Consider the following 22971-nt stretch of genomic DNA (forward strand, 5'->3'; position numbering starts at 1 on the left):
GGAAGCTGTATTCCATTCCCCGGAAGACTTCTTCGCAGTGCATAGTAAGGTAGGCATCCGATCCATGTTGCTCATCGCCGGACCAATCCGAAGCAGTCAGCACGAGGCGGGAACGGCTTGTCCGGAGGACAAGATGTGATTAACCACAGGTGTAACCTGTGGTTGCAGACTAGACCCCGCACCCACATGTCCGTAGGACATAACGGATCATCACGCCCAGGGGATCGCCGGAAGACGACTGAAGAGAGTATCTTGTTCCGCCCTCCGGGCGGGGTTGCTGTGTGGCGCCATGCCCATAAGATGAATCTTATGGTTAATCAGATATCGTCCTCCGGACGAGTATTGACGGATCATCTCATCCGCGGGATCGCGAAGATGAACCCTAAGGAAGCTGTATTCCATTCCCCGGAAGACTTCTTCGCAGTGCATAGTAAGGTAGGCATCCGATCCATGTTGCTCATCGCCGGACCAATCCGAAGCAGTCAGCACGAGGCGGGAACGGCTTGTCCGGAGGACAAGATGTGATTAACCCCAGGTAAAACCGATGGGTATAGGCGAAGTCTGTGGATATAGCCGAAACCTGTGGATATAGGTGAAGTCTGTGGTAGTAGATGAGGCATGTAGATGAGGTATGTAGATGTAGGCGAAGCCAGTGGATGCAGGCGAAGTTCAGGTGCATCCGCCGGCTGCAGAACAAGTCTTCTCAGGGGTTGCTTGCGCTGCAAATCGAAAATCCCGATTCTTATCAAAAAAACGCCCGTTAACATAAAATTCAAATCCAATCTTGAAAAAAAGGTGATTTATTAAAATAATTTTAATTAATTTGCACCGTATTTTATGGAATACCTAAATATTTATGGATTTAAGCCGTTATTTAGGGATAACCAACAGCGTTAATACCATCATTATTACCATATGAAAAAATTAATCACGCTTATTGCGGTTTTTCTTCTGTTCACCATGAACGCCCAGGATTTCAAATATGGGATCACCGGGAATTTTCACAAAGGTTCGATCGTTGGCGTGCATGACGTATCCAAAGGGAGTTACGGTGGCGGATTAGGTTTTTTGGCACAGATTCCTTTAGTAGAAAACGATATTTTTGACTCCGCATGGCTTTATCTTCAGGGGCAGCTGGAATACAGCATGCAGGGGGAGTTTGCAGAAGCGGATACTGACACCTATGGTAAGCAGAAATATTTTCATGACTATGTGGCGTTTCAGGTTTACCTGAAGTATTTCTTCCACAAAGGGAATATGAAGCGGGATGTCTATGTGTTCGCCGGGCCAAGAATTGAATACTTGGTAAGACAGGAAAAGAAAGTGTCCCCTCAATATGACATCGACTACTTCAAATACAATCAGGATGATGTGATTAACAAATTCGGTTATGGGGCTTCATTCGGAATCGGAATGGCGGTTTCGCACCAGATGGAGGTTTTCATGAGATACGATTGGGGTTTCAGCAAAGTGTATCCGAATAACAAGTCGCACTTTACCTACAACCGACTTTTGGGGATAGGGATCAACTATTACCTGAACGAAAACTGGTGGTAGAAACCATCTAACCCCCACCTTAAGATTACCTTTTGGTCAAAATATCTTTACACTTGTAATCTTAATATTAAGAAATGAGAAAATACTTCAAGGTATTTATTACGATATTCACTTTAATTGTACTCTTCTCATGTAGTCCGAAGAAGAACATCGTTTACCTGTCGAACTACAACTTTGAGCAGGAGGTTTCCGAAGCCAGATATACCGGTTTGCACATTCAGGAAGGAGATCAGCTCAATATTCTGGTTTCTGCATTTGATGAAATCGCGGTGCGGCCTTTCAATATGAATACCATGTCGCGCACCAGTTCTGCCGCTACCGGCAATAGTGCTGCCAATCCGAATATGACGGCCGTCGCCGGCAGCCTTTACACCGTCAATTCAGACGGCACGATTATTTTTCCGGTATTGGGAAGCATTTACTGTAAAGGGATGACCAAGCAGCAGCTCAAAGATGACCTCGAGCTCCGGCTGAAAAGATACCTCACCGATCCATTGGTGACGGTGAACCTTGCCAATTTCAACTTTTTTGTCTTGGGGGAAGTCGGTTCAAAAGGTTTAAAAACTGCGGCCACGGAAAAGGTGAATATTTTGCAGGCACTCGCGATTGCGGGGGATATTAATGTAGGCGGCAATAAAACCAATGTGAAACTGATCCGGTATTCTGAAAAGGAAGGAAAGGACAATGCTATTTCGCTTGATTTGACCGATGCCGGGATTGTGAACTCGCCTTATTACTATATTCAGCAGAATGATATCATATATGTAGAACCCGACAAAAATCAGCAGATTGCCGTGAATAACAGTGCGAAACTTGATAAAGCCCTAAAGTATGTAGGGGTGGTATCAGGAGTTTTGGCGCTTTTTATCACGATCTTGCGCATTAAATAGAAATGGAACTTCTTGAAAATTCGGTGCCTCAGCAGCGAACCCGGCCCATCAATATCAAAAAGGAAATCGTAAGGTATCTTAGGAAGTGGCCGTACTTTTTGCTCAGCATGATTCTCTTTTATACCGGTGCCAAGATTTATTTAAGATATTCCGTTCCGCAATATTATTCCAAAACTACCCTGAAACTTCAGGAATCCAAAGGGAAGACCACGGCGCTCAGCGACCTGAAAAACCTGGGAATGGGAGTCAGCGGCGACAATGAACTGCAGGGGGAAACCACCGTCATTGTTTCTAAACCCATTTTAGCCACCGTGGCCAAAAATCTGAATCTGGAGGTGAGTTTCTTCACCATGGGAACCATTAAGGAGGTGGAACTTTATCAGGATTCCCCGGTCACCGGAAAAATCATCAAATTAAATCAGCCCGACCGTTTTTGGGGCGAAACTCTGGAGATCATCCCGGCGGGAAAAAACGCTTTTCGCGTTGCTAACGGCAAAACGGTCTATCCGCTTAACACCCCGGTCATGCTTAGTTTCGGGTGGGTACAAATCAATACCAAGCCTGGAGCCCGGCTCACCTATCCGCTCAAGGTGCAGTTCCGGAATCTGAAAGCTGTGGTCGCCGGACTTGAAGGAGCGATCAACGTGAACCTGCCCGAGAACAAAGGACTGCTCATGGAGCTTTCTATGGTGGGACCGGTCCCGAAAAAATCCGAAGATATCCTCAATGAACTCACCCGCCAATACCTGATTGAAGGGGTCAATGACAAAAACGAGGAGGCACAGAACACCCACAATTTCATCAATGACCGGCTCGCCATCATCAGCGATGACCTCTCCGGCATAGAAAGCGAAAAAGAAAGGTTCAAACGCTCCAACCAAATCGTGGATCTGCAGTCGCAGGCGAATATGGCTTTGAACAAGGCGGACGAAAACACCAAATCCATCGTCAGCAACGGGATGCAGCTTGATCTGGTGAACGCAGTCCTAAACATGACCAATGGGGAGCAACTGATTCCGGCCGGAATGGGTTTAAACAGTGCTGCTGAAAGTAATATTGCGGAGTACAACAATTTGCTGCTCACCAGGAACCGGGTGCTGAAGCAGGCCACCTCCGAGAATCCTGCGGTGATCGAAATGAACAAACAGATCGGAGCCCTTCGGAGCCTCATCAAAAAAAATCTGATGGAATCCAGGGAAACCCTCCAGCTTCAGATTGCACAGGCACAGGCACAGCTTAACATTGCCAAAGGAAATATCAGCAGATATCCCTCGCAGGAAAAAATATTCCGGGGTATTGACCGGCAGCAGACCCTGAAGGAACAGCTATACCTGTACCTCCTCCAGAAAAGGGAAGAAAACGCCATCACTTTGGCGGTCACCGCACCGAAAGCGAAAGTAGTAAATCCCGCATTTACCACCGGAATTGTCAAACCGCTTTACCGACAGATCATTTACGGATCACTGGCGGTCGGTTTTTTACTCCCTCTGGTATTCTTTGTCGGCTTGCACCAGCTGGACACTAAAGTACATACCAAACAGCATATCCTTTCGGTCATTCCGGAGGCGGCGGTGATCGCAGAAATTCCGGTGAACAAGACTGAAAATGCCATGGTGCACCCCAACGATTTTTCGGTATTTGCCGAGTCATTCCGGATCCTGGGCTCCAACCTGAAATTTATGCTCAAGGCCAAAGGCGCTGAAAAGGGAGGCGTTATTTTGGTCACTTCCTCGGTGAAAGGAGAGGGGAAAACCACCATCGCGATGAACACGGCACTCACCTTAGCCGGAAAAAACAAAGTGATCATCGTGGGGGCTGATATCCGGAATCCCCAGCTGCACCGTTTCGTGGAAGGAAAAAATGTCGGGTTGACCGATTATCTGGTTTCAGAAGATGAAAATCCGGACCGGTTCGTCATCAGATCCGGTATCCAGGAAAATCTGGACGTGCTTTTCAGCGGTCAGATCGCACCCAATCCGAACGACTTGCTGGACATGAAGAAATTTGACGAGATGATCGCGCACTTCAAATCCCGGTACGACTATATCGTGATAGACAGCGCACCGGTCATGCTGGTGAGTGACACGCTGCACCTGGTGGAAAATGCTGACGCAGTACTTTATGTGGTAAAGTCGGATTTCACCGAAAAAGAGATGATAGATTTCGCGGCGGGATTTCAAAAGGAGAACCTGATCAAAAATATGGCATTTGTGCTGAACAGTGTGAAGCCCGAAAACACCCGCTACGGAAAAAAATACGGGTACGGATATTACTCCTATACGCATGATGACCAGGTAAAATGGTGGGAAAAGTTGAAGTGGTAAGTGGACGAGTGGTTGAAGGGTTCAGTCGGGAATGGAGGAGATTTGTAGAAATGGTCTGATTTTATGAGGTACCTTTAGGGACAGCTTGAAATCTGTCCAACTCCGCAGCAGAAATCATGATGAATTCATTCTTTGGTAAATATTTCATCACTTTAATCTTTAAAAATCCATACCGATAGCCACCGGGAACCAAAAGCAAATAGCAATGAAAAGAATTTTAATAACTGGGGGTGCCGGATTCATCGGTTCCAATTTGTGTGATTACTTTACCCATAAAGGATATGAAGTGACCTGTCTCGATAATTTCGCTACGGGTTTCCGACATAATATCGAACCACTTTTATCCCTGCCCAATTTTAAACTGATCGAAGGCGATATCCGCGAGGTGGAGACTTGCAGAAAAGCCTGCGAGGGACAGGATTATGTGCTGCATCAGGCGGCGTTGGGTTCGGTCCCCAGATCACTCGATGATCCAGCCACCACCAATGCGGTGAATGTGGATGGATTTCTGAACATGCTGGTGGCCACCAGGGACGCCGGAGTAAAGCGTTTTGTGTATGCGGCAAGCTCCTCCACTTACGGTGATTCAGAGAAACTGCCCAAAGTAGAGGAGGTGATCGGGAAACCCCTTTCGCCTTATGCGGTCACCAAATATGTCAACGAGCTCTATGCCGATGTTTTCAGCAAGGTTTTTGGGCTGGAATGTATCGGACTCCGGTATTTCAATGTCTTTGGAAGAAGGCAGAATCCAAACGGAGCCTATGCCGCCGTAATTCCAAAGTTCGTGATCCAGCTGATGAACCACGATAGTCCGGTGATCAATGGTGAGGGAGATTACTCCCGGGATTTCACCTATATCGACAATGTAGTCCAGATGAATGAAAGGGCAATGCTCACTGAAAACCCGGAAGCCATCAACCAGGTTTTTAATACTGCGGTAGGAGATCAGACCACCATCTCGGAGACGGCAGAACTCCTCCGAAATCTCCTTTCGACCTATGACCCGGAAATCGCTTCGGTACCCATCAAACACGGACCAGTTCGGGCAGGAGATGTGCCCCATTCCAAAGCGAGCATCGCGAAAGCGGAAAGATTGCTGGGATATTCACCGAGCCACCATTTTGAGGAAGGTCTGCAGGAAGCGGTGCAGTGGTATTGGGAAAACCTTTGACCCGGATGCCGAGGATTGCACAGGGTGGAAGTGGCTGCAAAAGAATTAAAATGGAGTTCAAGTCAAAAATCAAAAAATAGAATATCTTTGCCACAATAAGAATTAAGACGGAACAAGTAGCAGCACATGAAGGAACACAAAATAGCAATAATCGGTTTGGGATATGTGGGATTGCCATTGGCCAGGCTGTTCGCCACCAGGTATCCGGTAGTAGGTTTCGACATTAATGAAAACCGGATTGCCGAATTGCGACGCGGCGAAGACTCCACCTTGGAAGTCTCCACCGAACTGCTCCAATCCGTCCTCGTCAAAGAAAATCCTTTGGCCAACCCTCAACCTCAACCTCACCCCACAGGCTTATACTGCACCTCCAATCTCGCAGATCTCGCTGATGCCAATACCTACATTGTCACCGTACCCACTCCGGTCGATAAAAATCACCGGCCGGTGCTCACCCCTTTGATCAAGGCCAGTGAAACGGTGGGAAAAGTCATCGGGAAAGGGGATGTGGTGATCTACGAATCCACTGTGTATCCGGGAGCTACCGAAGAAGACTGCATCCCTGTGGTGGAAAAAGTTTCTGGATTGAAGTTCAATCAGGATTTCTTTGCCGGCTATTCGCCGGAACGCATCAATCCGGGAGACAAGGCACACACGGTTGAAAAAATATTAAAGGTCACTTCCGGTTCCACTCCCGAAATTGGAGCTGTGGTCAACGACCTTTACCGTTCCGTGATCACTGCGGGAACCCACCTCGCGCCCAGCATCAAAGTGGCGGAAGCAGCAAAGGTCATCGAAAATTCCCAGCGCGACATCAATATCGCCTTTGTGAACGAATTGGCCAAGATCTTTAACCTGATGAATATCAATACCCACGACGTTTTGGCAGCTGCCGGAACGAAGTGGAATTTCCTCCCTTTCAAACCCGGATTGGTTGGCGGCCACTGCATCGGCGTGGATCCCTACTATCTCGCCCAAAAGGCCCAGGAGTTCGGCTACCATCCGGAAATCATTTTGGCGGGCCGGAAAGTCAATGATTCCATGGGGCAATACGTAGCATCGCAGGTGATTAAAACCATGATCAAAAAAGGGATCAAAGTGAACGGAGCAGAAATTCTGATGCTCGGCGTGACCTTCAAGGAAAACTGCCCGGATGTGCGCAATACCAAGATCGTGGATGTGGTGGAGGCCCTGGAAGATTACGCCGTGCAGGTCACCATCTATGATCCGTGGGCCAACCCCGATGAGGTGAAATACGAATATGGTTTGGAAAGCGCAAAGGAACTTTCGTCTCAAAAATTTGACGCCGTGGTCCTCGGCGTTGCACACCAAGAATTCCTGGATATGGAACTCGACCTTTACTTGAAAGAAAATTCGGTGGTGTACGACGTGAAGGGAATATTACAATATTCAGATCAATCGTTATAGTTGTTCAAAACCGTCTGAAATTTAAAATTGATATTGGTAAAGTCTTAATTCCTAATAAAAAAATCAACTTGTTATTTGAACATTTAACATATCATATTAAAGATACCCATCATGTTTTGCAGCATTATGCAGTGAAGGCGATTAACATTGGATTGACCACAAGGAATTATCTGATTGGCTTTTACATTAAAGAATATGAGCTGGCTGGAGAGGACCGTGCACAATATGGTGAACAATTATTAGAGCAGCTGGCAAGTGAATTGTCCAAGAAGGGGCTGAAGAATATTTCTGCACCTGAATTATCAAGATTTAGACAGTTTTATGATGCTTATCCGGAGATTCTTGGGACATTGTCACAAAAATCCTTACAGATCCCTCCGTCAATTCTTGGGACAGCGTCCCAAGAAAGTAAAAGTCCAATTAAAAGCAATGATAAGAAGGATTCCTTAAAGTTGATCACCCATCTGTCGTTTTCCCATTTTGCAGAATTGATCAAAATCAAAGACCCGCTGAAAAGAAAATTTTATGAAACAGAATGTATTAAGGGAACCTGGGGAGTGCGAGAATTGAGAAGACAAATCAATTCCCTGTTTTTCGAAAGAACAGGATTGAGCAGTAACCCAAAAAGAATGTAGGACATCATCAATAGTACTGACAAATCTACACCGGAAGAACTTATAAAATCCCCTTTTGCATTCGAATTCCTAGGCTTAAAGGCAAAAGAAGTCATTTTGGAATCCGATATTGAAGAAGCGATTATGGACCATATCCAAAATTTCCTATTGGAGTTAGGTAATGGATTCTGTTTTGAAGACCGGCAAAAAAAGATATTGATTGATGACGAATATTTTTTCATTGATTTGGTATTTTATCACAGAATTTTGCATTGTCATGTACTTATAGAGATTAAAGCTGAAGAATTCAAGCATGAACATATCGGGCAGCTCAATGTTTATCTTGAACACTATAAACGAAACATCATGAGTGAGCAAGATAATTTACCCGTCGGAATACTTTTGGTGACCAATAAAAACGATACTTTAGTGGAATATGCAAAAGGGTCGCTGGACAACAAGATGTTTATTTCAAAATATTTACTGGAATTGCCAGTCAAAGAGGAATTGATTGCAATTATCGAACAGGAAAAAAATAACTTCAATTAAGCTATATTCAATCATTATTTAATGAGTCAAGAACAACCCACCTATTATATCAACTCCAAGCAGTCGCTCTTTTCCCTTAACCTCAAAGAAGTCTGGGCATACCGCGACCTGCTCTATATGCTGGTGAAAAGAGATTTCGTTACCTTCTATAAACAGACGGTTCTCGGGCCGCTCTGGTTCATTGTGCAGCCGTTGCTGACCACGGTGATTTACATCATCCTTTTCGGAAATATCGCAAAACTCTCCACAGACGGACTCCCCCAAATCCTGTTCTACCTTTCGGGCATCACGGTTTGGAATTATTTCTCCGAAAGCCTCACCAAAACGTCCACCGTATTCACCGCGAATGCCGGAATGTTCGGGAAGGTCTATTTTCCCAGATTAATCATGCCGCTCTCCATCGTGGCTTCGGCGCTGATGAAATTTGCAGTGCAGTTTGGGATTTTCCTGGCGGTATTGCTTTACTACGTGCTGTTTACAGACACGGTGCACCCCAATTCCTGGATCCTGCTCACCCCGCTGCTCATTTTGCTCATGGCCATGTTTGCTTTGGGTATGGGAATGATATTTTCGTCGCTGACCACCAAATACAAAGACCTCACATTCCTTTTGACTTTTGGGACCCAGCTCTTCATGTACATCACCCCGGTGGTTTACCCGATTTCCGCATTGCCGGAAAAACTGAGGTTCCTGGCGGTTTTCAATCCCCTTTCCTCCGTATTCGAATGTTTCCGCTATGCATTTTTGGGCGCCGGAAGTTTTGATCTGATGAATTTGATTTGGAGTAGTATTTTTATATTTGCCCTATTAATTATCGGGACTGTGATTTTTAATAAGGTGGAGAAGAGTTTTATGGACACGGTTTAGGTGGAGGATGAGGTTGAGGATGAGGTTGAGGTTGAGTGGGGTAGGGATAATTTTGTAGGGTTTGGATTAAATTGGAGATGGGGGATGAGGTTGAGGATGAGGTTGAGGATGAGGTTGAGGATGAGGTTGAGCGGGGTAGGGATTATTTTGTAGGGTTTGGATTAAATTGGAGATGGGGGATGAGGTTGAGGATGAGGTTGAGGTTGAGGATGAGGATGAGGATGAGGATGAGGATGAGGATGAGGATGAGGTTGAGGTTGAGGATGAGGATGAGGTTGAGGTTGAGGTTGAGGATGAGGATGAGGATGAGGATGAGGATGAGGATGAGGATGAGGATGAGGATGAGGATGAGGTTGAGGTTGAGGTTGAGGGGGGTGAGAGATTATTTTGTGGCTTGTAGCATCAATTGAATGTACTGTGTTTGTTGACAAATCGAAAATAGTGCAAAAACAAGATAATAGAAGAAAGGAAAAATATAATAGAAGAAAAGAAAAATTAGATCATCTAAAAATACCATTTATTTGTTTGACAACAAATCGAAAATAGTGAAAAGCAATATAATGGAAGAAAGAAAAAATATAATAGAAGAAAAGAAAAACCAGATCATATAATAATACCATTACTTTGTAAAAAATGCGAAAATCTTAACCTCACCATTAACCTTAACCTTAACCTTAACCTAAACCTCAACCTAAACCTCAACCTTGACCAATGTACACCGATTTTACTCAAATGCCAGTTTGGCAAAAAGCAATGGAAATTGGAGTCGATGTTTATAAGATTTCAGATTCCCTTCCAAAAAAGGAAGATTATGCGCTAACGTCACAAATAAGGAATGCAGGAGAAAGTATATCTGCAAATATTGCTGAAGGTTTCGGAAGAGGCGGAAACAAAGAAAAATGTAATTTCTATAGATATTCCCGTGGATCTGCGAGTGAAACAAAAAGTCACCTTATCTATGGAAAGCTGGTAGGTTACTTTGCGGAACCAGAATCAAATAGCATTATCACCAAGATTGAAGAAGTGATCCATGAACTTAACAAAATAATAAAATCCCTAGGTAATTAACCTCAACCTTAACCTTAACCTTAACCTTAACCTTAACCTTAACCTTAACCTTGAACACCAACACCGCGATAAAAGCCGTAAATATCTCCAAGCAATACCGCCTGGGCGAAGTAGGCACAGGCACACTCAGCCATGACCTGAATAGAGCTTGGGCAAAACTGCGCGGCAAAGAAGACCCTTTCCTTAAGATTGGCGAGAGCAACGACCGCAGTACCAGAGGCAACAGCGATTATGTGTGGTCTTTGAAGGATATTAATTTTGAAATCGAGAAGGGCGATGCCGTAGGCATTATCGGCAGAAACGGTGCCGGGAAATCTACCCTGCTGAAACTCCTTTCCCGGGTGACCAAACCCACCACCGGGTATTTCGAGGTGAACGGGCGGATCGCTTCCCTGCTGGAAGTGGGAACGGGCTTTAATCCTGAAATGACCGGGCGTGAGAACATCTTCCTCAACGGTGCCATATTGGGAATGCGCCGGAACGAGATCAAAAGAAAGTTTGACGAGATTGTGGATTTCGCGGGGGTAGAAAGGTACATCGACACGCCGGTGAAGCGCTACTCCTCCGGGATGTATGTGCGCCTGGCGTTTGCCGTTGCCGCTCATTTGGAATCCGAGATCCTCATTGTGGACGAGGTGTTGGCAGTAGGCGATGCGGAATTTCAGAAAAAATGCCTGGGCAAAATGGGCGATGTTTCTAAAGGAGAAGGCAGAACCGTGCTGTTCGTGAGCCATAATATGGCGGCGGTGAAGGAATTATGTAATTCCGGCATATTACTGGTTAACGGCAACGTCGATTTTAAAGGAGGAATTTTGGAAACTGTGGAGAAATATCAAAAATATTCACAAAATGGAGGGGCTTTTATCGCCAATTATAATTTGGATACCGCGATTGGTAATGAGAATATTAAAATTTTACAATTTGAAGTGAAACCGTCTGAAGGGAATATTCTTCAAATTTCGTCTGGATTTTACTTTGATTTAGAATTCTATAGTAATATTAAGAATAAAAATTTAGCAATCACTGTTGAATTAAAAAATGCCGAGGAATTAATTATATTTCATCATGGATATTGGGTTACAGAGGAAAATGACCTGAAGGAAGGTTTATATAATATTAAAGGATTTATTCCTGGCAATATTTTAAACGCTGGAATTTATTCATTTAATTTGATTTTTGCAGAAAATCTCAATAATGTATATTTTATATATAAAGAAATTTGCACTTTTGAGTTACAGAATGAAACTCTGGCTAGAAATACAACAAAATTACCAGGAATTATAAGACCACAAATTAAATATCAATATGAGTATAAAGGAACTGATATATAGGGTGTTGCATTTCAGGTGGAATTGGTTGTATGAAGTTTATGTAACTTATAAATATGTTGATGAATATACTGTATTTCCTGCAATTCATATACCTAAGGGTGTTAAGTTGAAAATAACGAAAGAAAAAAGTGCAAAATTTATTATCAAGAAAAAGCTGATATTGGAAAAATGGAAGACTGAAAATGCTTATTCAACAATTAGTTTAGCCAGCAATTCGGAACTTTTAATAGAGAATGATTTTATTATAGGAGACGGTGTTAAAATCTCAGTAGCAAATAAAGGTACATTAATATTGAGAGGTAAAAAAAATGACTCAGGATCAGGAATAACAGCAAATGCTGTTGTACTTGTAAAAAGGCACTTAGAAATTGGATATGACTGCATCATTGCTTGGGATACTTTTATAACAGACTGCGATTGGCATAGCATTGAGGGTAAAAGTTCGCAAATGGATACTATCTTAGGAGATAAAGTGTGGCTCGGAGTTGGGGCAAAAATTCTTAAGGGTGCCAATATAGGAAGTAATTCTATCATAACAGCAAATAGTGTTGTGTTGAAAGGTGATTATCCATCCAGATCCTTATTGTCAGGTTCACCGGCAAAAATTGTTCAGGAAAATGTACCACAATGGCATAGAGATCTAAAATGATAAATAAACCACATCTTATCCACTTCAATAAAATCGGTTCGCCTGCTTTGGGTTACATCACCATTGCTGAAGAACAGGAGAATGTTCCATTCGAGATTAAACGTGTGTACTGGACTTATTATACGCCACAGGATGTAGTACGTGGCGGGCATGCACATAAATGTCTTCAGCAGATGATATTTGCAGTATCTGGAACCATCACATTTAATACTGAAGACCTTCAGGGAAATAAGCAAACCTTTGTACTGGATCATCCTTCCAAAGGATTGTATCTGCCAAATTTAATATGGCGTGATATTCATTTTACGCACAGCGCAGTCCTGCTCTGTCTGGCATCTGAAAACTATGATGAAAAAGATTATTTTCGAGATTTTGAAGAATTCAAAAATTATCACCATGGTTAAAATTCATCCACTTGCTGACGTACAATCCGAAAATATTGGTGACGGAACACAAATTTGGCAATATTGTGTGGTGCTAGAAAATGCGGTTATAGGAAAAAACTGTAATATCAACTGTCAGGTTTTAATAGAAAACGATGTAGTCATTGGCGATGAGGTCACGATAAAACCAGGTGTGCAAGTCTGGGATGGCGTTACTTTAGAGGATGATGTTTTTGTTGGGCCTAATGTAACTTTCACCAATGACCTGTTTCCTAAATCAAAAAACTTAAGTTTTGAGCTGAAAAGGACATTAATAAAAAAAGGTGCAAGTATTGGAGCCAACGCGACCATTTTGGCAGGCATTACTGTAGGAGAAAATGCACTGATTGGTGCGGGTAGTGTTCTGACAAAAGACGTTCCTGCGAATGAAATCTGGGTGGGAAATCCGGCAAAATTTTTTAAAAAACTAGAGAATGATTAAATTCTTAGACCTGCAAAAGATCAACTTAGTGCACCAACAGGAAATTGAGGAACGCCTGCTCCAAACCTTCCGCAGCGGTTGGTTTCTTTTGGGCAATGAAGTGAAAAGCTTTGAAAACGATTTGGCTAAATATATCGGCGCACCCATTGCAATCGGTGTAGCCAATGGTTTAGATGCGCTGCGTTTAATCTTTAAAGCGTATTTAGAATTGGGTCAAATGAAAGTGGGTGACGAAGTTATTGTTCCTGCCAACACCTATATAGCATCACTTCTCGCAATTACAGACAATAGACTGAAACCTGTTTTCGCAGAACCTGATATTGAGAATTATAATCTCGATATTTCTGCTCTTGAAAAACTCATCACACCGAAAACAAAAGCCATTATGGTTGTTCATCTCTATGGCAAAGTTTGCTGGTCAGAAGAAATGGAAACATTGGCAAAAAAATATCATCTAAAAATAATTGAAGATAACGCGCAGGCAATCGGTGCGGAGTGGAAGGGGATAAAAACCGGTCATCTTGGCGATGCTGCCGGTTTTAGTTTTTATCCAGGTAAAAACCTAGGTGCTTTAGGCGATGCAGGTGCAGTTACGTGTAAGGATTCTCTTTTGGCAAAGACCATCAGAGTATTAGCCAACTATGGTTCCGAAGAAAAATACATCAATAAATATCAAGGATTAAACAGTAGATTAGATGAAATTCAGGCAGCCGCTCTGGACGTAAAATTGAAATACATTGATGCAGACAATGAAAAGCGGAGAACAATCTCAGAGAGATATTGTACAGAAATCACCAATCCAATAATCACGCTTCCAAAAGTGCCCGCTGATTCTAAAGAACATGTGTGGCATCTTTTTGTGATCCGAACGGCAAAGAGAGATCAACTGCAAAAATATCTTTTAGAAAACAGCATCCAGACTTTAATTCATTATCCCATTCCGCCACACAAACAGAAGGCATACAAATACTACAATCATCTGTCTTTTCCGATAACTGAAAAAATCCATGAAGAAGTCTTAAGTTTGCCAATAAGTCCGGTGATGACAGAGCAGGAAGTTGGGATAGTGATTGATGTTATAAATAAATACGGAAATAATGGAAGATAAAACATTGGTTTCAATTTGTATAATCTCCTATAATTCTGCCGATTTTGTTTTAGAGACTTTGGAAAGTGCAAAAGAACAAGGTTATAAGCACATTGAACTCATCATTTCAGATGATGGTTCTACAGATGCAACGGTAGAGCTGTGCAAAAAATGGTTGCAGAATAATGAAAATCGATTCCAACGAACCGAACTGATCACCGTGGAGACTAACACAGGGATTCCGGCAAATTGTAATAGAGCCGTAAGGGCAGCAAGAGGAGAATGGATCAAATTAATAGCTGCTGACGATATTCTACTAAAAGACTGTATTACCGATAATATGGAGTATATCAGAATTAATTCGGAAACCCAAATTCTTTTCTCAGCGATGCGACCTTTTTTGGTAGTAAATGGGGAAAAGAATTTTCTCCCGCCGGTAAAATTATCGCAGTATTTTCTTGATTTAAATGCTGATCAACAGTTTATTGAAATTATATTTGGTAAGATGGATGGTGTTGCACCAACAGCATTTATCGCTAGGAGACTTTTTGAGAAACTGGGTTATTATGACGAAGCATTCAAATTGGCAGAAGACTATCCTTTTTGGTTAAAATGCACCGCCAATCAGGTCAGGTTTGTCTCCATGGACAAATTAACAGTGCTTTACCGTCGGCACGACAATAATGCCGGTGTTGTAAAAGTAATAAATGGTACAATTTACAAAGACCGGATTCGGATTTTCAAACAATATCTCAATCGCCTGATTGCTAATGAAAGCAGCAGGGCAGCATTCATTAAGTATTACAAAACAAACTATTTTTCTTTTATTAAATTTTGTAGTGAATCAGACAATTTGGAATTACTGCAAAATGTTAAAAAAACAAATAAAATTTCCAATTTATTTTATTTCTCGGTTAAGAATTATATTTTAACATTCTCCAGAAACAATCTGATAAGTAGATTGTTACGCAGTATTTGCTATCGGCTTTTGATCAAGGAAGAAAAAGGGCTTTTTAAAAAACACTCAGAGATAATATGAACCGACCCCTTTTCTCCATCCTCATCGCTCAGTATAACAACGGTCAATATTTCGCTGACTGCTACCATAGTATTATTGCTCAAACCTACCCAAACTGGGAAGTTATTATTGTTGATGACTGCTCCACCGATGACTCTGTGGAACAAATGAAGAAACTCATTGGAGTGGATGCGCGCTTCAAACTCTATCAAAACGATAAAAATGAAGGTTGTGGCTTTACCAAAAGAAGACTCGCAGAACTAGCGACGGGCGAAATATGTGGATTTCTGGATCCTGATGATGTGATCACCGAAGATGCGGTCTCCAGAATGATTGAAAACCATATCCAAAACCCTGAAATTTCTATCGTTTATTCAGACTGTATTTTCTGTGATGATAAATTATCGAAAATTCATGTGATAAAATCAAAGCCAGTTAATAGTAATGACCCCTTTTTCATAAATTATTATGCTGAAATTTTTGCCTGGACAACCTTTAAGAAAAAGTTTTACGATAAAACAAGTGGAATTAATGCTGCATTGAAAAGGGCTGTTGATCAAGATTTGGTATTGCGCCTGTATGAAGTAGGGGAGGTTATACACCTGCCCGAAACTTTATATCATTATCGCCAACATGAAGGAGGTATTTCTACTATGTCTAATAGAGGAAAAGCTAAATATTGGCACTGGATGGTGATCATGGATGCTGCAAAAAGAAGAGGAGTAAATTATGAACAGTATTTTGCTGAGCACGTTTTTCAATCCCAAAGAGAAAAAGATCTGGAAAAGGAAATATCGGGGTACAACAGATCTTTTATTTTCAAAGTAATGCGTAAACTGAAGTTTTTTTAAGATGGGCGGGACTATTTTATTTGCCTATAATCTGTCAGAATCCGACAACCAATTTGTTCAGATCCATATCCGAATGCTGGAGGAATTAGGGTATGAGGTGACGGCGTCCTTAGATGAATTCTGGTATCCCACAAAATCATATAATATACTGGTGATCAATTGGCCGGATTATTTTTTTGGATGGAACATCAATATCTCTGATGAAGAAGTAACTGAACTCAACAAAACCTTGAACAGTTGGAAGCAATCAAAAACCAAAATTTTCACTTTTTTGCACGATGAATATTCTCATTTTGGTAGAGGTGCGAATTTGAATCTTCTGTTTGACCTGTGTTACAGCAAGTCAGATATCCTAATTCATCTGGGCGACTATTCGAAAAAAAAATATTCGGATTTATATCCAGACGCACAACACCATATTGTTCACCATCCACTATATACTGATTTTCAGACTGATTTGGAAAGACATGTTGCCCGTAAACAATTAGGTATTTCCGAGAAAGTGCATCTTGTATTTGTTCCCGGCGGAATAAGAAAAACAGAAGAAATAGATTACTGTATAAGAGTTTTCAGAAAACTTCCGGCTAAGAATAAACGAATGATTTTTCAAAAAACCAATTTTCTGGCGAAGCCGCAATCTTTGAAAAATTTTATAGACCTTAAAGTGTGGGTGTATTTTCTGCTTCATACCTGCAAATTTAATTTTTTGGAAAATATATTCTTTCTCCAAGGATTTATGAAGAAAGAAAAGCTTTCAGCCTATTTTGCTGCCTCAGACCTTATCATCATTCCGAGAACCGATATTTTAAATTCAGGAAATATTATTCTTGCCGCACAGTTTGGTAAGCGCATCATAGGTACGGGACAAGGTAATATGAATGAACTGCTTACGTTTTTGGAACAGCCGGTGTGTTCTTCGGAGGCAATTGCTGCATTAATTAATCCCATTCAATATTCTGCATTGGTAGGTAAATCCTTACAGCTTAAGATAGAGGAGTTTTCCGGTCACGCAATGGTCAAAAATCAATGGAAACAATTACTGCATTTATGAAACTCTCTATCATCATCCCAGTTTATAATGCCGAAAAACACCTTGCAAATTGCCTCCAAAGTGTGTGCCACCAAGACCTGCCGAAACACAACTATGAAGTCATTGTGATTAATGATGGCTCCACAGATCTTTCCAGTGAAATCATACTGCAATTTCAACAGCGGTATGGCAACATCGTTTTCATTGATCAGGAGAACAAAGGTGTTTCTGCAGCCCGTAATGCAGGTTTAAGTACTGCCCAAGGAGAGTATATTACATTTGTTGACGCTGATGACGAAATTGAGAATAACTCCTTAAAACAAATTGTAGAACTATTGGTAAATGAAGATCTTGATGTTTTTTACCCTAAAATTGATACTTACTCCGAAAACGGGGAGCGATTAAATAGCATCAATGTCGGCGAGAAATATGATGAAGTAAAAAGCGGAATACTTCAGCAGAGAAGAACTTTTACACCTACATTTTACAGAAAAGAACTTATAGGTACTATAAGATTTAATGAAAATATCTCATTCGGTGAAGATACGGTATTCAATAGCCAAGTGCAGTCCCTTGCAGACCGTGTTATGTTTTCAGATATTCCTTACTATAAATATACGGTTCTCCAAAACTCCCTGAGCAAACAGGGCGAATCGGAGAAGGTATTTAGAGGCTTTTTAAACGCAATTCGAGAAGTCAGGAATTTCCAACAGGAAAATTTTCAGGAAAATCCAGATGCAAAAGTGTATTTTGATAAAGTCTATGAGATTTTTGTGACCAGAATACTAGAGCTGAATGTGATGCCAAAATGGAACAGAACATTTTATATTGATTTAATTAGCCTTCTCAAAGAAAAAAAACTGCTCCATATTCTGATCATGCTTTCTGAGAAATATCCATATGTAGATACCTCTTTCCGTAAATTTAAAGTCTATCAGAAGTTTCTTGCCTTTAAATTGCAAATTCACGGTCAAATTTACAGTGCCTACAGATTTTTAAGGTCACCAAAAACAATGATTATTAGCGCTACCAGCAAATCAAAAAACAAGTCTAAATCAATTAAAATAGCCATTTTGACTCAACAATTGGGCTTTAATTATGGCGGCATCATTCAAAACTATGCCTTACAAAGGATACTTACCAATTTAGGACACAGGGTCATTACAATTAATAGAGGAGAGGAGAATCCCAACTCCAAACTTAAAATTTTTCTAAACAGGTGCAAGTTATTAATTTTACGATATGTTTTTAATGAGCGCAAGCCTATATTCTTGGATTATAAAAAAATTTCAAGAACTAACTCAAAATTTATTTCCCAGAATATCAAGTTATCTCCTCTAATACATACCACTCCTATGCTTGTTGATTATTTTTCTAAATCAAAATTTGACGCAGTACTAGTGGGCAGCGACCAGGTGTGGAGGCCTAATTATTCCCCTAACATATTGAATTTTTATTTAGATTTTTTGCAGAGTCAAAATGATCTTAAAAAGATATCTTATGCAGCATCCTTTGGAACAGATAAATGGGAGTATTCAGAAATAGAGACCCAAATATGCACTGAATTAATTCAACAATTTCAAGGTGTATCAGTGCGAGAGGATTCCGGTATTGAATTGTGTGCAAAACACTTAAATAGAAATGACGTCGAACACGTTTTAGATCCAGCATTTCTCCTTTCTGCAGAGGATTATAGTGATTTAATTGGTCCTGCAAAAAGTGAAGTGGGCTTATTCACTTATTTTTTGGATGAATCTCATGAAACTTTAAAATTTGTTGAGTTTTGTGCCAAGACATTAAACTTGACGCTCCACAAAAATCAGGCAAAGCTATCACCTTACGATATAAAGATCAGTAAAATTCAGGACTACATGATTCCGCCAATAGAGGGATGGTTAAAGGGATTTCGAGATGCAGAGTTTATTCTTACAGATTCATTTCACGGGACTGTATTTTCTATTTTAAATAAGAAAGCTTTTTTTGTCATAGTAAACAGTGAACGTGGCGCTGCACGTTTCGAGTCCATACTTAAACAATTGGGGTTAGAAGATCGGTTAATTTATAATCTGGAGCGTTTTAACCTTTCAAATCTTAAAAATGAAATTAATTATCAGACTGTTTATTCTAAATTAGAAGAGTTAAAAAAAGATTCCCTTTTATTCTTAAATACCCATTTATCAGGATGGAAGTAACCGTAGTCATACCCGTGTATAACGCTGAAAAATATTTGGATGAATGTGTACAGTCAGTATTAAATCAAAATTTCACCGATTTCGAAATATTGTTAATTAATGATGGCTCAAGTGACGGCAGTGGGATTATATGTGAAAATTATGCAAGCAAAGATAGTAGAGTAAAAGTTTTTCATAAAAAGAACGGTGGCGTCAGTACGGCCCGCAATATGGGAATAGAATACGCAAAGGGGAAATGGATCACTTTTATCGATGCTGATGATTATATTCAGGAAAATTATTTTGAAGTTTTAAATTTAAAGAATGATACGGACTGGATACTTCTGGATATAAAAAGAGATGTTTTTTCTGATATGGGAGTAGGTATGGATTTTGAAAATCAAGTGTATGAGGCGGCTGAATTTGTGAATATTTACTCATTATATCCGCATTTCCCTGAGGCGTGTGCCAAATTTTTTAAGAACAGCATTGTAAAAAAGAGTAATCTCAGATTTAACACAGATCTGAAATTTGGTGAAGACTCGCTTTTTAATCTCCAATATCTTAAGTTTTGTCAAATCATTTCCACTACAAATATTTCTAAATACATCTATAGAAATGGGGGAGGTGGGTTAAGTAAATTGATACAGGATATAAAAAATGATACAACCTTGTTTCAAGAAATTGAGAAAGAACTTGAAAAGCATCAATATCCAGTTCAATTCTGTCAACAGACCATCAGGATCCCACTCACAAGATATCTGAAAGTTCTATATTCTGATAAGAGTATTTCACCAGCTAACCGACTTCTATTATTAAGAAGGAATGTAGAAAAGTATTATAATGTTTGTTTAACGGTCTTTACAAACCCAAAAATTCGTTTGTTTTTTGCTTTTGCTCGTCTGACAGGATTTTATTGTATTTTAGACCAGGTATTATCTAAACTAAACAAATAAAATTTTCTGATACTAATTTATTCCCTGTTCAGGAGAAGGAGAAAAAAAATGATGAACGTGTTGTAGAATAACCGGTTACACTATACTGTAAAAAATGAAAAATAAGAAAAAGATACTATTTATAATCAATACTATGAATGTTGGTGGTTCCGAAAAAGCTTTGGTATCACTGCTTAATGAACTGGATTATTCAGAATTTGAGATCGAATTACAGTTATTCAAACACGAGGGTTTGTTTCTTTCTGAAGTTCCTAAAGAAGTAAATATATTGAATGTTCCTAAAAACTATCAATATTTTGACTGCAGTTTTAAGAAAGTAATACGGACGCTGAATCCAAATTTGATGTTCAATAGATATAGGTTTTCACGGGCTATAAAAAAGGCAGCCACTCCTGCTGAGGCCGAACAGCTCGCCTGGAAATTTCTGGCCAAGAGTCTCAGCCCCTTAGAAAAAGAGTACGATGCAGCTATCGGCTATCTAGAAAATAACCCCATCTATTTTGCAATAGATAAAGTGCGTGCTAAAAGGAAGATAGGTTTTATTCACAATGATTACAGAAATATAAAGGTTAACAAGGAACTTGACCGGCCGTACTTCCAAAAACTAGATTATATCTGCTCTGTGTCGAGTCACTGTGTGGAAATTCTAAAAGCGAATTTTCCTTTATTCACTGACAAAATCAAATTAATTCCAAATCTTTTTTCAGAGAAGCTCATTCTCAAAAATTCAAATGAGCCGATCACAGAAGTACAAATGGATCATGCTTTTTTCAATATTGTTTCTATTGGAAGACTCGCGGAGCAAAAAGGTTTTGATTTAGCGGTGGAAGCTGCAAGCGTCTTAAAAGAAAAGAATTTTAAATTTCAATGGTTTATTTTAGGCGAAGGGGCACTAAGGGGCATGCTGGAAAAGAAAATCAGTAACCTTAATCTTGAGCATTGTTTTTTCCTCTTGGGAAACCAATCAAACCCCTATAAATTTTTGAAGAACGCTGATTTGGTTGCTCAGACCTCCAGATTTGAGGGTAAATCTATTGCATTAGATGAAGCAAAAATATTAAGCAAAGTTATTTTGGCAACGAATTACCCCACTGTTAATGACCAGATAACTGATAATGTTGATGGTTGTATATGTGGGTTTTCACCCGATCAGATTGCGGACCGAATTATTTCAATTGCAAATGACAACGCTCTAAAGGAAAACATAGTGCAATATTTAGAAACCCACCGCCAGAAAACAGATAATAAACTTTTAGAATTATTATAAACAGGGTATAAAAGTAACTTAAGAAAGAAGAGTCTTATGTACATACATTTGCAAAAAATGAAAATTTGTTAAACATAAATGAGATGCAGCGTACTGCCTGATTACTTGCCATGAAATTGTCCGTTATTGTACCGGTTTATAATGTTGAACAATATCTTCAACAATGCATAGACTCCATCGTAAATCAAACGTTTTCTGATCTAGAGATTCTTCTTGTGGATGATGGCTCAACAGACGGTTCACTTTCTATTTGTGAAGGGTATGCAGCTCGGGATTCCAGAATCCGCGTGATCCATCAGCAGAATGGGGGCGTTTCTTCCGCCCGCAATACGGGGATAAAGCAGGCAACTGGTGATTATATTACTTTTGTAGATGCAGATGACTGGCTGGATAAAGATATGTACTTACAGATGCAAAAAGCGGTTAACATTCATCCCGGAGTAGAAGTTGTCATGTGTGATTTTATAAACGTACAAAATAATATTGAGGTTAAAGTTTCGTCCCACCTTCCTGAGGGATTATACTTTAAAAATGATATTATTCAGGATATTTATCCCACTCTTCTTGTTACTGAGGATTTTGGGCGGCTGCCTATAGTTTCTGCATGTACCTGTCTTTTTAACAGGACCTTTTTGCTAAACGAGCGTATTCGCTTTGATGTGAGTCTTCGTTATTCAGAGGATTATCTTTTTATGGCAGAGGTGATGGTCAATGCAAATTCTTTTTTCTACCACAAAGAAAATTTTCTCTATTTTTATAGGCAGTATGAGGAGTCACGGTCAAAAAAATACCAGAATGGGTGGTGGCAAAGTTTACTATTACTTAACAGCAAACTGAAAAGTTTACTTGCTGATTCAGCTGAGTTTGACTTTACCCGTCAATTAAAATTACAGTTGATCCATTCCTCACTTTTTTTAAGTAGTGCCATTTTTGAAAACGAAAATCTTTCTTACAAAAAAAAAATAGTACTTCTTAAACAATTATTTAATGATGAGGCTTTAACAACCGCGTTTAATAATTTAGTGTTTGACCAGCAATCTTTTACTTTAAAAATAGTCCTATTTCTTATGAAGAATAGAGTGGCTGTCAGCTATTTACTTTACAGAAAAATGATCTCTAAAATTATGAATGCCTAATGTATTTCATAGAATATCATAACTTTTTCAAGCTTCGATATAGAAAGCTCATCTTTAAAAAATAATGTAAAATATTTAATGGCGATATGATGTTAATTTTCATTTTTGTGTTGGGAATATTCTTTACTATTTTCATTATTGAT

Annotated in this window: 23 protein-coding genes; all 23 read left to right on the plus strand. The window is 40.2% G+C overall.

Annotated features, from left to right (window positions below; translation table 11 throughout):
• The first annotated feature begins 342 nt into the window (after positions 1-342).
• The 23 genes from ACM44_RS15210 (at position 343) to ACM44_RS14875 (ending at position 22828) form a co-directional block, all read left to right on the plus strand.
• Positions 343-525: a hypothetical protein gene (locus ACM44_RS15210; RefSeq protein ID WP_152669355.1), complete on the plus strand. Its 183-nt coding sequence runs from the start codon at positions 343-345 to the stop codon at positions 523-525.
• Positions 526-915: 390 nt separating this feature from the next.
• Positions 916-1557, plus strand: coding sequence for an outer membrane beta-barrel protein (locus ACM44_RS12240; RefSeq protein ID WP_048500343.1), 642 nt, complete (start codon positions 916-918; stop codon positions 1555-1557).
• A gap of 74 nt (positions 1558-1631) precedes the next feature.
• A complete protein-coding gene (locus ACM44_RS12245; RefSeq protein ID WP_048500344.1) occupies positions 1632-2447 on the plus strand; it encodes a polysaccharide biosynthesis/export family protein in 816 nt (271 codons plus the stop codon).
• Between the two features lie 2 nt (positions 2448-2449).
• Positions 2450-4771, plus strand: a complete 2322-nt coding sequence (locus ACM44_RS12250) for a GumC family protein (RefSeq protein ID WP_048500345.1) — start codon at positions 2450-2452, stop codon at positions 4769-4771.
• 205 nt (positions 4772-4976) lie between these two features.
• Positions 4977-5942 (plus strand): SDR family oxidoreductase, encoded by a 966-nt coding sequence (locus ACM44_RS12255; protein WP_183325401.1) that lies wholly within the window; start codon positions 4977-4979, stop codon positions 5940-5942.
• Between the two features lie 126 nt (positions 5943-6068).
• The gene (locus ACM44_RS12260) at positions 6069-7370 is read left to right on the plus strand and encodes a nucleotide sugar dehydrogenase (RefSeq protein WP_048500347.1); all 1302 of its coding nucleotides are present in this window, start codon (positions 6069-6071) and stop codon (positions 7368-7370) included.
• Between the two features lie 68 nt (positions 7371-7438).
• Positions 7439-8005 (plus strand): DUF1016 N-terminal domain-containing protein, encoded by a 567-nt coding sequence (locus tag ACM44_RS15605; RefSeq protein ID WP_206540198.1) that lies wholly within the window; start codon positions 7439-7441, stop codon positions 8003-8005.
• A gap of 42 nt (positions 8006-8047) precedes the next feature.
• Positions 8048-8533, plus strand: coding sequence for a DUF1016 domain-containing protein (locus ACM44_RS15610; protein ID WP_262486485.1), 486 nt, complete (start codon positions 8048-8050; stop codon positions 8531-8533).
• A 21-nt stretch (positions 8534-8554) separates the two neighbouring features.
• Positions 8555-9400 (plus strand): ABC transporter permease, encoded by an 846-nt coding sequence (locus ACM44_RS12270; protein ID WP_048500348.1) that lies wholly within the window; start codon positions 8555-8557, stop codon positions 9398-9400.
• A gap of 172 nt (positions 9401-9572) precedes the next feature.
• On the plus strand, positions 9573-9800 hold the full coding sequence (locus ACM44_RS15530; protein WP_053215469.1) for a hypothetical protein: 228 nt from the start codon (positions 9573-9575) through the stop codon (positions 9798-9800).
• Between the two features lie 332 nt (positions 9801-10132).
• The gene (locus ACM44_RS12280; protein WP_221247276.1) at positions 10133-10468 is read left to right on the plus strand and encodes a four helix bundle protein; all 336 of its coding nucleotides are present in this window, start codon (positions 10133-10135) and stop codon (positions 10466-10468) included.
• A gap of 50 nt (positions 10469-10518) precedes the next feature.
• Positions 10519-11799 carry an ABC transporter ATP-binding protein gene (locus ACM44_RS12285; RefSeq protein ID WP_048500350.1) on the plus strand — a complete coding sequence of 427 codons (1281 nt, stop codon included), beginning with the start codon at positions 10519-10521 and terminating at the stop codon, positions 11797-11799.
• On the plus strand, positions 11774-12448 hold the full coding sequence (locus tag ACM44_RS12290) for an acyltransferase (RefSeq protein WP_048500351.1): 675 nt from the start codon (positions 11774-11776) through the stop codon (positions 12446-12448). Before ACM44_RS12285 ends, ACM44_RS12290 begins: the two co-directional genes overlap by 26 nt.
• The gene (locus tag ACM44_RS12295; protein ID WP_048500352.1) at positions 12445-12852 is read left to right on the plus strand and encodes a sugar 3,4-ketoisomerase; all 408 of its coding nucleotides are present in this window, start codon (positions 12445-12447) and stop codon (positions 12850-12852) included. The genes ACM44_RS12290 and ACM44_RS12295 overlap by 4 nt, the downstream gene beginning before the upstream one ends.
• Positions 12797-13312, plus strand: coding sequence for an acyltransferase (locus tag ACM44_RS12300; protein WP_241477183.1), 516 nt, complete (start codon positions 12797-12799; stop codon positions 13310-13312). Before ACM44_RS12295 ends, ACM44_RS12300 begins: the two co-directional genes overlap by 56 nt.
• Positions 13305-14420 (plus strand): DegT/DnrJ/EryC1/StrS family aminotransferase, encoded by a 1116-nt coding sequence (locus tag ACM44_RS12305; RefSeq protein WP_048500354.1) that lies wholly within the window; start codon positions 13305-13307, stop codon positions 14418-14420. Before ACM44_RS12300 ends, ACM44_RS12305 begins: the two co-directional genes overlap by 8 nt.
• A complete protein-coding gene (locus ACM44_RS12310; RefSeq protein WP_048500355.1) occupies positions 14410-15438 on the plus strand; it encodes a glycosyltransferase in 1029 nt (342 codons plus the stop codon). The genes ACM44_RS12305 and ACM44_RS12310 overlap by 11 nt, the downstream gene beginning before the upstream one ends.
• Positions 15435-16268, plus strand: coding sequence for a glycosyltransferase (locus tag ACM44_RS12315; protein ID WP_048500356.1), 834 nt, complete (start codon positions 15435-15437; stop codon positions 16266-16268). Before ACM44_RS12310 ends, ACM44_RS12315 begins: the two co-directional genes overlap by 4 nt.
• Before the next feature lies 1 nt (position 16269).
• Positions 16270-17319, plus strand: coding sequence for a glycosyltransferase family protein (locus ACM44_RS12320; protein ID WP_048500357.1), 1050 nt, complete (start codon positions 16270-16272; stop codon positions 17317-17319).
• A complete protein-coding gene (locus ACM44_RS12325; protein WP_048500358.1) occupies positions 17295-19490 on the plus strand; it encodes a glycosyltransferase in 2196 nt (731 codons plus the stop codon). The genes ACM44_RS12320 and ACM44_RS12325 overlap by 25 nt, the downstream gene beginning before the upstream one ends.
• A complete protein-coding gene (locus ACM44_RS12330) occupies positions 19481-20425 on the plus strand; it encodes a glycosyltransferase family 2 protein (RefSeq protein ID WP_048500359.1) in 945 nt (314 codons plus the stop codon). Before ACM44_RS12325 ends, ACM44_RS12330 begins: the two co-directional genes overlap by 10 nt.
• Before the next feature lie 94 nt (positions 20426-20519).
• A complete protein-coding gene (locus ACM44_RS12335; RefSeq protein WP_048500360.1) occupies positions 20520-21692 on the plus strand; it encodes a glycosyltransferase in 1173 nt (390 codons plus the stop codon).
• A gap of 110 nt (positions 21693-21802) precedes the next feature.
• A complete protein-coding gene (locus ACM44_RS14875) occupies positions 21803-22828 on the plus strand; it encodes a glycosyltransferase family 2 protein (RefSeq protein WP_053215470.1) in 1026 nt (341 codons plus the stop codon).
• Positions 22829-22971: the final 143 nt, after the last annotated feature.

The organism is Chryseobacterium koreense CCUG 49689 (assembly GCF_001045435.1).
GTDB classification, from domain to species: domain Bacteria; phylum Bacteroidota; class Bacteroidia; order Flavobacteriales; family Weeksellaceae; genus Kaistella; species Kaistella koreensis.